Origin of the sequence: Rickettsia endosymbiont of Ceutorhynchus obstrictus (assembly GCF_964026565.1) — a bacterium.
Classification (GTDB): domain Bacteria; phylum Pseudomonadota; class Alphaproteobacteria; order Rickettsiales; family Rickettsiaceae; genus Rickettsia.
On the sequence record NZ_OZ032162.1, the window covers coordinates 842,560 to 854,884 of the forward strand.

Consider the following 12,325-nt stretch of genomic DNA (forward strand, 5'->3'; position numbering starts at 1 on the left):
TATTATACAACTTTAACTTAATTTAAGCAAATTACTGTTTAAAAACATGTTTTATTTCTGAGTATAATGGTACCCAAAAACTATATAGAATCTCCTTTTTTATTTTTAGAAAATTCTACTCTTTTTGTCGATTGTTTCTGGGGAGGATTACCGATACTAATCTACCCTAATAACCCCACATCTTCTGTATTATTATTAATATAACTTATATTACTCGGTAATTGAGCTTTAAAAATATATGCACTATATGCAAGGCTTTGGGCATATTCATCATCTATATTATTCTTAATAACAACACCGTTATTGTTATATTTCACTCCATTCTTCTTACGCACCAACAAATCTAGTAACAATAGATTACCTTGCATATCTAATAAATCATAATTTACTACATCTCCTATAGATGCCTCATTACCTATAAATCTATTTGATATCTTGGCTGAACTATATAACGTTACACCTTCGTATTTTTTGTATTGTCCTTCCTCATTTCGATATTGTTCCTCCGGTATTTTAACCTTCTGCTGTAATTTTCTTAAAGTGCTTTTTGCTTTTACCTTATTATCTTCCGGTTGATTATTACTTTGTTCTGACTTATTTGTTATATCTATTATCTGTTCATCTGCCCTACTTTCATCCTTGTTAAACCAATGCTTTATTTGCTCAACAGGATTTAAATAATACAATATTGTCCCGATACCGCCGCCAACCCATTTAACTGCGTTATAGACCGTTGGCATGGGTTTACTGCTTGCTGCTCCGCTTGCAGAATATAAATTTTGGCTATCATTTTCCCTACTAAAATCAGCCTTATCTACATCACGGCGCCCCCTATTATGAGCCTCCCCATGATGATGACGATGTTTATGATAATTCTCCTCCTGCACTGAATCAACTACATCTGTATTTATATTAGCTATCTCACTATCTAATTTATTATTTAATTTTATTCTATCTATAAGCTTATTTAAGATATGACCATAATCCTTATCTAATACATGAATCCTTATTGGTTCTATACCTGAATCAAATTCCAATACTGATATTATATATTTATTATCCTTATACCAATTCTTTATTACTAACTGATTATTATATCTATTATCCGTTAATATTAGATCATCTTTATGAAATATTACTTCTAAACTTTCAGGAGTGGTATTCTGAAGTATCACTCTTCCTATTTTTTCTTGATTTGGCTCAATAGATACTAACTGACTATTAATATTTCGTTGATTATGTGTTATCTCCTGAGACTTCTCCGCAAAATTTACCGTATATTCTTGTATTATACTATCATACTCATTTTGATAGCTAATAGTTGATAATTCAACATTATTTAGATCAACACGATTATAATCTCCATTATTATATGAATATAATTTTATACCTGACCATTGTTGTTTTTGTAAGTAATAATCCTTTAAAATTATACTTAAACTATTTAAACCATGCACCTCCTTCTCTACTAATAACAAATTATTGTCTTGCCTGTAAAACATTATATTACTTATCTCAATATCTATTACTACTTGTTCATAACTATTAGCTGATAGCATATAAATATTTTTAACTAAACTTGCATGATAAAACGGTACTAGCACTACATCCTGCCCTAACATAAAAAATGGTATAAAGCTATTGCCGTCTTTATCCATTAAAGCTATATGTTGATATGTATGATCTAAAAAATAATTATCTATTATTATCTCTTTTGGTGTATTTTGATGTGCATTATCTTCTGTACTATTAAATAATAAATGCAAATCATCGGTATTTTTTATCAATAACATATTAAATATATTATTTACGCATAATATATTTAATATATCTAACTTCAAATCTTGTGCTTTATTATTAATGTTTAATCTATAAAAAGAATCATTATTAACAATATATATATCATTACCCTCACTACCTTCCATGAATACAACATCTTTGTCACTAATAATTACGTCGCTTCCTGATGAACCAAATTTAAGAAAATTATTATATTGATTATTTTTTACTGTACCGAATACAGCATAATTTTTGTCACTATAGGAAATATTCCTATAGTGGTTTACTACTTTTTGTGTGGTGTAAAATCTACACTCTGCGTATAATGCAAAATGCCCCATAATTTGGCCGTTAGTATATGTTGTGTATTGATAGACAATATTGCTACCGTATTTATCTATTAAAACATAATTTGTATCGTTATCTTTATTTAGATAATTTTCTAACCGCAGTAAATACGTACCATTTCCATTTAATGGAATAAAAAATGATAAAATATTATCAACTACAGAATAATTAATTTGATTACAATCCTTTAATAAGGATATTTCAGGAAAATTTATTGTTCCTCTTCCAACTATATCTATATCTGAAATAGGATATATTGCTGAATAATTCTGTGATATAATATAAAAAGTATAATTACCGTTACTACCTCGCACTACGGTATTAGGTGAGACTATTACTTTATTACAATTCCGTATCTGATCTTGATCGGAGTAGTCTCCTCCACCGCCGCTATCTATAATAATATTATTATGACCTACTATATTATCTTGGATTATATTGCCATCTTCTTGATGAGATAAGTACTTGCATACTATCTTATCTCCTTTATATTTTCTACCGATATAGCGAATCTCTACATCTTGTGTCCTACTATCTACTTGCGACATAATTTTATTATCGATAGTAATACTCATATTCATTGTTAATGGATATATATGAGTATATTCCATACTAATATGTTGATTCTGCAAGTGGCTCACATCAATTATGTTAGTACTATTACCACCTAAATAAATCTTACCATGATACTTATCAGCTAATATAACAAATCTATTGTCAAGGGCTGTACTTCCCCATATTACCGGATCCCCCTCAAAAATTTGAAAGATATTATTTAGTGCATTACTTCCAATTATTGTACCTGAATTAACATTTTTTAAGTCATATATAATATATTTATCTTTAACCTGTGAGTATTGCCTTTGATTACGTACCATAACTACCGCATTATCACACTCATAAATAGCATCTGACCTTGATGATGTGATACCCTTCTCATAAATCGCATCAGTAATTTGAGGCAAACAGATCATTGTAGCATTTACGACAGGATCAGGTAGGACACGAGAAAGATTTTTTGTATATTTGATATCTTGCTTCTGCATATCAATTCTTGAAGAAGCCGGATGTAAGTGTGGGATTGTACATTCTGTCACATTTTGTGTTATAACTCCATCACGACCGTCTTTACATGGTCCTTCTTGAGGTCTTCGTCCTATACAAAACACCGGATAATAGTCCGGATAATAGTGTGTAACAGTTTTACATAGCGGTGCATAACTTAATTCTATCTTCCCCAACCCTATGGCATAGGCAACTATTTCCTCAGGAAATTTTTCTAACGTGTTCCAAGCATTCTTTACTGTATAATTAACAGCATCATGTCTTGCCTTTAAATGCTCTACATCCTCTGCCATACTTTTTAATAACACCGTACGCCAAAAAATACTCCAATTCTCTCCGTCTGTCGTATCATATTTCTCTTCATATTCTATAATATTACTAACACCGCTATATACCCCTTGACCTATCATTAAAATAAACCCAACTGCTATACCGGCAGGCCCGCTACCCATAGCAGCCAGGGCTATACCGGAAACAAAAGAAATACTGGATAAACTAATTGATGCTATACTATCTCTAATTTCTTTATTACTGCACGTATTATTACTAGATGCCCGTTTATTACATTCTACAAGCATATTTGATGACATTGCTATATCGATGATATCAAATACTCCTCCTAATGCTCCGGCGACGCCCTTTGCTACTTTAGCACCGTATTTTGCTCCGGCTAATTGCACTATAAACTTTGTATCATAATTCAATATACGCGGTATTACCTTACCTCCGATATGGGCAACATTATTTACTACCTTCGGCGTAATTTTTATCATCACCTTTTCAATTGGCTGTGACAAAAATGCATAGCCCAAACCTCCAACACTAAGTGCACAACTCTCAGTTTCCCCATCCTTACACGTTATTAAACTACCGTATATACCATGCATTAGCTGCATCTTCCCCGCAGCATTTATTAACTTTAATTTTAATGTAGGGCTATAACCTCTACTTATAATATCGTATCCTAAATCATTAATCCGTTCATTCTGTATATAAGCCTTGTACCCTCCTTCCATAATAACTCGAGCTAATAAATATTTATTATTACCTACTATTTTATGATCACCTTGATGCTTAATCTCTTTTAGCAGACTTACTAACTGAGCACTCTTTTCCCGATCATCCATATGCTGCTTACTATGCTTTAAAAACTTTTCGGCATCAATTACTATCTCATCAATATTTCTCGTCTTACTGTTACTAATCTCATCTACATCACTCCAACCTATCTTACAGTCACTTATAGACCTTTTGCCTTTACTAGTGCTTGGCAAACATGCTGCTATTATTGGATTTTGCAAATCTGATGTACCGACTACATAATTATCATCTAAAGTTTGTAATTTTATTGCTGATCGATAATTATTTAATCGCTCTTGAGAATTCGGGCTGATCTTATTACCGGATAAATCTATATTTACTTTTCTTTCCTTACTATCAACAATAGCATTAATTAATCCAGTAGTATGTTCTATTGACCAATTATTATTAGCTAATCTTAAATTCTCAATTGGATATTCGCTTTTAATGATATCAATTAACTTCTTAATAAATTCCTTGCCTAAGGATGGATTACCGGATAAATCAAGATCAATAAATTCTATTCTTTTAACAATTCTTTTATTCATGATTTTTTTGTCTAAGAAAGAACTAATTATAATTTTTCCGCCTTGATCCGTTACTTCATTATTTGCCAGATTTAATTCTGTTAATATTGTATTTTCTCTTAAAAATTCTCTTATCTGACCTTGAGTCTTATGATCTGTAAGCTGAATCTGATTATAAGATAAATCTATGCTCTCTAGACGTGTATTTTCTTGTAGACTATCTAATATCTTTGTTAATAAACTATCATCTATTGCAATATTAGATAATGCTAGATGGGTTAGACCGTCATTATGTTTTAACATCTTGTATAAATCCGAGACACTGTCTTGATCTTGTAGATCAATACTTATAGGATTATTAGACAAAATTAAAGTATCAAGAATATCATTCTGAGCAGTACCATCATCCAAAGGACGTAAACTAAAGAATATAGAGGATGCTCCTTCAAATGTTATTTTATTATTAGATAGGTCTAAATATCGAAGTTTTTTATTATCTATTAATGCGTCTGATAATTCTGTAACTTCACTAATCTCATTATTTGCAAGTACTAACCCGGTAAGTACTTGATTATGGTCATTTGAATTTAAATGTTTAAATAATATATCCGCCTCTGATATTCTATTATTCGATATATCTAAAAAAAGATTCAAATCACTCTTACTCAAGGCACGAGCTATTAACTCTACCTCTGTATTACCTAAATTAGTATTAGATAATTTAAGCTCTTGCAAAGAATTACTATTTTCTATAAAATGTGTTAAAGAGTTTAGCGCTTCGCCTTGTATATTATTACCTGAAAGGTTTAACTTCTCAATAGCATTCGCTTTAGTTAAAGCATCTATTAATACTGTAATCTCTGCATTAGATAAATTATTATCAGATAAATCTAATTCTATAATCGCCGCCTTTTTACTCAATATTTCTGATAGCTCTTCTGTTATCTTAGTAATGCCAATATTAGATAATTTTAATATCTTAGTAGAATAATTATTTTCTAATCCTTGTGCTATCGACTTTAACCCTTCATCCCCTAGCTTATTATTAGACAAATTTATTTCTTCCATCCCATTAAGCTTACTTAATGCGTCCTCTAAGATTGGAGCTACTTCTATACCTAATTTATTATTCGATAAATCTAATTTTTGCAGAGAAGAAAACATTATCTTACGCTCAGGCCTAAATAGATTTTCTAAATATTTATTTTGCTCCGCTGAACCGATAGGCAAATGACCTACAGCTTGAATATCTGTTGATAACTGAGGATCTTCAAGCAATTGTGAAACTCTAGCATTGGCGTCGGCATTACTTAAATCCTTGGGCAAATCTTGTATGATCCACAATTTATCTGCCGGAGACAAAGACTCATAATTAATAAGATTTTCTTTTTTAATTAACACCTTGATTAATTCATTAAGCAACTGCTTATCTAAACCGGTATTAGATATATCTAAGCTATTGATGAAGGCATTTTTTTCTAATAACCGAAATAATTTAGACGCTTGATCCTTATTTATATGATTACCGGCTAAACTTAATGCTATTTTTGATAACGACGATACTTTAACTTTTCCTAAAAACTCTATTACATCTAGAAAATTCTTATCACTTAAACCTTGATTATTAGAGCCGTGTGACAAATCAAAAAATATATCGTTATCAATAGTTTTTATGCTTTGCCAAGATTCTAAATCACTAATTTCTAATACTTTTTTAACCTTTTTGTTCACGCTTTTTTCAGCACCGCTACCTTGTGCATTATGTGATGAAGATGAAGTATGATCTATTTTATTTGATGATATCTTAACCTGTAAAAAATTGCCTTGTTTATTACTAGGATTATATACTATAGCAACGCTCTGTACCTCTTTGTACTCTGTCGCAGATTTTAAATATTTACTATATCCCAATAATTGTTTTTCAGCATCAGTGAGCAACTTACTATTACTACCGTACTTTAATTCCATAAGCACCGGTTTATCTTCTTTAAAACTGCTATCTACAATAAATAATGCTAAATCTGCTCTGCCGGAACCAAAAATTACTTCTGAAAATACTTTAATCTGTTTATTATTATAACTACCTAACCTTTGATTTATAAACATACCTTGTATTATTGCTTGTAGATCAGATTCTTTACTTATAAGTTCTTTTATTGGAGATAAACATTGTAATAATGTTGTTTGAAAATCCTTTGCTAAAAATTTTTGTTTCTTCTTAGGCGGCAAATATTCATTATCGCTATCTATACTCGAGTCCGGATTATCAATTAAATCTATTAAATCCTGTACTTTAACAGCCTCAATGCGTTTAAACTGACCTGGATATTTCTGATTATCGCTAAACTCATTAATATTTTTACTCTCTATTTTAATAGCTTCACTCGTTATATAACTCTTACCTATCACCCCGGAAAAAATTTCAGCATTAGGATTTACGGCAATATTAATTATTGTTAAATCCTGAATAGTTAACTTCTCAACAGGCGGAATCTTACTATCATCAAATACCTTATCTTCTTTTTTACTTTTGAGCCGAGTTTGATGGGTATTACTACCCTCTATTATATTTAATATTATTCCTTTACTATCTTGTTGCAGTACAATACTTGTAACCCTGTCACTTATCAGATTTAATTTCCCGTCCTTATTATATAGAAATACGTGTATTTCATCATTGTTATTATTTTTTGATGTAAATGTTTGTCCTAATAACACCCTACTTAAATAATGATTATCTTTGCTTTTAATTGATGAGTAATATAAATGCTCTATACTTTCTTGTATATTCTTAACAATTTCTTGATGAGTCTTTTTCTCATTAAATACATCCTCTGCTAATTGAGATATTAAGTTTGTCGGTGTTGCCTTGATATTAAGACTTCGTACTATTAACTCATTATCTATTTGCGTACTACTCCTCCCTGCCTGTTGAGCATTTGTACTAAAATCTATCCCGACTATTATAGCTTCCTTAGCATCTGTTCTAATATTCGGTAAGTTATATATATATCCGTTCTGATTGATTTGCTCTATTGCCTTATTTGCTCCTACATGGTTTGCTTTAAACTCAACTATTATCGGCAATGGATTTTTATTATCTTTACGTGATAACAACACCAAATCCATATAGCCTTTGCCTGCTATCCTTTCTACATAACAATCAAGACCATATTTATACTTATAGTTTAATCTAAAAAAACCATAACTATATCCATGATAAGACGCTTCTGATGTACCTAGTATTTCTGTAGGGTAACTCTTATATATAGTCTTTAGTAATGCAAAAATATTTTGAGTATTGGTTTGAACGTCCGATAATACATTTTTACTTAACTGAGCAAGTAACGGATCAAAATCTTGTAATATTCGTTTTTCATCACCAATATTAATTTCTTGTACTATATCTTTTCTTACTTTATGGAAAGTGGGGTGAATGTCGCTGCTTAATGGGGGTAATGTGATAAATGATTGATGGCTTAGCTCAGGTAATATTTTTATCTTAAACCCTTTGTCATTAACAATATGAAGTATCTGTCCTTCTATCTCAGGTGCTATTATATTGCCTGTACTATCTGATAATTGCCTCTTAACCTCTGATAATTCTTCATTGATAAAGCCTACATTTTGTTCAGTATTAGTATTAATTACAATAAATTTTAACTTATAATAATCTTGATTACGTATTTTGAATATTAACTTGAGAGCATTCTTATCGAATTTAAAAAATACATCTTCTATATTTAATTTCGACATTAACGAGGTGTTAGGTAAAGTAAGGGAAGTACCAAGAAAGAAATACTAGAAAAACTCCGGTGCTATGCTCGAATGTATAGCCGGTATATCTTCTAATAACAAAGCAAAATGCTCTGCAAAACCTTGAGGTCGGGCTCTATTTATTACTTCTACGTAATTATCAGGATTGTTAACTTGTCGTTCACTAATCGGTTCATTTATTAATAACTCTATTAGTTCCGGCTTATGATTATACGGCATATGCACCTCATAATATTAGTTAAAAATCTCGATATTTTACATATTCGTACTACTACTCTCTCCAATATAACTTACCTCCATCGTATCATGGTTTTGCTCCAAAGTATATAATAAATTCATAAATATTTTATGATTCTCTATTTTTTCTTCTTCACGATAATAAGTTACATATGACTCTAATTTATTTTTTACTTCATCAAGATTCTCTAAAGGTCTGATCCAGAAATCTATAAATTTTTTAAATTTCTCTAACTTTTCCTCTTTTGTTGGTTTAGGATGATGTGGATCTACCTCGCTCGCATATTTTATTAAAAAATTACAAGATTTTATCCCATCATCTGACAACATAAATTCCTTAATAAATTCTTGCCTTTTATCTTCTTCATCAAAAGCCCATGTGACAAATCTCTCTGCTATATCTAAACAATCATTCGCTATATTATAGTCACATTTTCTGAATATTGTTCTATCCACCGCTACTTGTTTTAATTGCTGTATTTCCTCTGGTGATAATAAACACCAATCTAAAAAATCCTCGATTATTTCAAAACGGTTGTATCCTATAAAAGAATCACAAAGTATTTCCGCTAATTTCTCATTAACTAACTTTTCTTTTTTAAACACTGCTATTTCTTCTTCTGAATCTAAAAACCAGTTCAAGAAATTTAAAGATTGTGTTCTAGCTGTCTCTATATCTTCTTTAAATGTAGCCCATAATTTATAAATCTTGTCATACGAAAATTTATCACTCTTAAAACTATTTTTACAATTTCTTACCTCTTCTTCTGTAGCAAATTGCCAATTCAAAAATTTATCTGCTAATTCATACTTATCTTCTGTTATGAAATAATGACAAATACTTATGTGATCTATCTTGTCCTTAATACTTTGCCTTTCTTCTGCTGAACTAGATTGCCAATCTAATAATTTATCTGCTAATTCATACTTATCTTCTTTTATGAAATAGTGACAAATGCTTATGTGATCTATCTTGTCCTTAATACTTTGCCTTTCTTCTACTGAACTAGATTGCCAATCTAATAATTTATCCGCTAAATGATATCGCCCGCCTCTGATAAAATAACCCCATATATCTATTTTTTGCTTAAAACTCTTCTGTTCTTCTTCAGAAACTAATATTTCCCGTATAAACTGATCTAATATTTCATATTTATCTTCCTTAATTAAATCCGTATATTTCTTATATCCTTTATCTATATAGATAAATAGTTCCTGTCTTCTTTGCAGCGTATCTTGATCATTGACTATTAATTTGATACTTGATATATCCCAAATATTCAACAACTCACCTATTATATTTGAACTATAATAATTTTGATCTATCTCTTGTTTAAAATGGGCAGGGCTTTTATTCCATGCTTCATGTAATATTCTTTGATATTTGCTATTTTCTACTACATAACCTAATTTATAATCCTTGCTTATCTTACAAACAATTTCATATAATATCTTCTGATAACCACTATTTTCTAGATAACTCCACATTCTCTCTAATGTAGGAATAAAAAATTCTTGCCAGGGCCAACTAAATAAAAACATCTTTAAAATGTTATGCCTATACTCCGTACTACTCTCAAAAATCTCACCACCTGCAATTCCGGTTGTAATTTCTTCCTCAAATAACTTTTCCTTGCGATCTTCTTTTATCTGATTCATTAAAAATGTACATATCTCTATATACTGCTCTCTTTCATAACCTCCAATATCCCAATAACTACCATATTTCTTTATGGCTATATGCGCCTTACTAGACTTCTTTCCTGCTCTTCTTCATTTAACTTACCCCAAAAATGCTTAGCAGCTACTTCATATCCTTGTGATACCGATAACCTAAACATATTCTCTTCTACAGAATGATTGCGATCATACAGCTTATCATGGTCACGACTAGCCCTCCTTAAATATCTTATTAAATAATGTAAATCTCCATCAAGGTAACACTGCCAATAAGCAATAAGATGAAATTCATATTCCCCATATATTGTCTCCGTATAAAATTTACCTTCTTGTATTTTTTTTGGTACTTGTTGCCATAAATTATTTACATGTTCTTCCAGAACATAATTACAAGCTAATCTAAATAACCTATCCACCCCTCTATTACCGGTCAATAAATTACTATTTTCTAGCCAAAATGACTTAAATATTTTAACTTGATCTATACTCCCATATGGAGTCCAATATATTTGTTGAGCATAATCAACATTATATAGATTTTCTCTAATATATTCGTACCAATTATATATTTTTGCTCCTACCTCTCTTACTACATAAATCAATTCACTATCTAATATTTTAGGCAATACTCTTGGCTTTAATTGATTTAACACTTCTTTTGTTAAATTAGTCCATTTCTCTTCATTTGCTTCTTTAACTTCTCTGAAGCTACTTATATATTCATGTAAAAAAAACTCTCTAACCTTATTTTTGATATGTGGTTGTTCCCACAGTGATACTGCCTTTGCACTCATCGCCATACGCTGCAGGCTTAATTCAAATTTATATTGCATGTGGATATCCTATTTTTTATTAGGCATAAAGATTTTACTAAGGTAAATCTCTAAATCAAGTTTTTTTTTACTGTTTGCAGCTTCATACAGCATATTTCATAAAGCTTGATACAAGCGAATTTGAAAGAAACTCGCCTGTGCTCACGTACTTTTATATAACTTACCAAATATTAGAACAAATGCTATAGATTTAAATGAGGATGAATTATGAAACATAGAAATTATGAACTTATAGAATTATCTTATTTATGTCAGTGGGACATGCCGGATGAGATAAAAAAATTTTTAGAGCAAGGTAGATCAGAATTTTTAGACATAACGTATAATGAAGGATAACTATTTAAAATTGCTGCGGCAAGAGGTTTTACAGAAGTTCTATCTACTTTAATAAGTTATTATAAAAAGTTTAGCGGAATGGATGAAAAACCTATCGACTTAAATAATGTAAATAAGTTTTATAAAATAAAATCAGCTAAAAAAAAGCTTAGTGAGATTTTGATAGATATTTTAGATATGGGTATTGTACTCACTAATGAAATTAATGCAATAATTGTTCCTTATATACCAAAACATGAAAATACTGATAGTGATCAGGACATTAACAGTGATATTGATATTTTAAGCAATTCCGAAGATTTAAATAATATAGTCTTGGAAACAACAGAAACAAACGAGTCTAATGAAATAAGCTCAAGTTTTGAAGATTTGAAATTAGTGGGATAAAACGAAAGTTTTAATATAAGCTATTATATATACTATAGTATCAGATTTAGACTAAGGTAGTTAAGCAATAATTCCTTAACGTAGGGTATTCTCCGTTTCACGGTGTGCCCCCTAAATCGGCGTTTGTAATATTTTTTTGAAAAAACTAGGTACTTTTCAGTAAAACTTTACTTTACTCCTCTAGGTTTTGCATGGGTTTTTTATAGCTCTGCGATTTTAAAAATTCTATAAAGTGATGACTATTTCAACATTTATATCGAAATATTATTGACTATT

Annotated in this window: 6 protein-coding genes; 2 read left to right on the forward strand and 4 right to left on the reverse strand. The window is 30.2% G+C overall.

Features of this window, described 5'->3' with window-relative positions; all coding sequences use genetic code 11:
• Window positions 1-161: 161 nt before the first annotated feature.
• The 4 genes from AAGD64_RS04835 to AAGD64_RS04850 all read right to left on the reverse strand — a co-directional run bounded on the left by AAGD64_RS04835 (window position 162) and on the right by AAGD64_RS04850 (window position 11,326).
• Window positions 162-8,555, reverse strand: a complete 8,394-nt coding sequence (locus AAGD64_RS04835) for a PD-(D/E)XK nuclease domain-containing protein (RefSeq protein ID WP_341794076.1) — start codon at window positions 8,553-8,555, stop codon at window positions 162-164.
• 45 nt (window positions 8,556-8,600) lie between these two features.
• On the reverse strand, window positions 8,601-8,795 hold the full coding sequence (locus AAGD64_RS04840; protein WP_341794077.1) for a hypothetical protein: 195 nt from the start codon (window positions 8,793-8,795) through the stop codon (window positions 8,601-8,603).
• Between the two features lie 36 nt (window positions 8,796-8,831).
• Window positions 8,832-10,472: a hypothetical protein gene (locus AAGD64_RS04845; RefSeq protein WP_341794078.1), complete on the reverse strand. Its 1,641-nt coding sequence runs from the start codon at window positions 10,470-10,472 to the stop codon at window positions 8,832-8,834.
• A gap of 77 nt (window positions 10,473-10,549) precedes the next feature.
• Window positions 10,550-11,326 (reverse strand): hypothetical protein, encoded by a 777-nt coding sequence (locus AAGD64_RS04850; RefSeq protein WP_341794079.1) that lies wholly within the window; start codon window positions 11,324-11,326, stop codon window positions 10,550-10,552.
• Window positions 11,327-11,533: 207 nt separating this feature from the next.
• Between AAGD64_RS04850 and AAGD64_RS04855 the strand changes: the two genes are divergently transcribed.
• The gene (locus AAGD64_RS04855) at window positions 11,534-11,662 is read left to right on the forward strand and encodes a hypothetical protein (RefSeq protein WP_341794080.1); all 129 of its coding nucleotides are present in this window, start codon (window positions 11,534-11,536) and stop codon (window positions 11,660-11,662) included.
• A gap of 78 nt (window positions 11,663-11,740) precedes the next feature.
• Window positions 11,741-12,049: a hypothetical protein gene (locus AAGD64_RS04860; RefSeq protein WP_341794081.1), complete on the forward strand. Its 309-nt coding sequence runs from the start codon at window positions 11,741-11,743 to the stop codon at window positions 12,047-12,049.
• Window positions 12,050-12,325 lie beyond the last annotated feature (276 nt).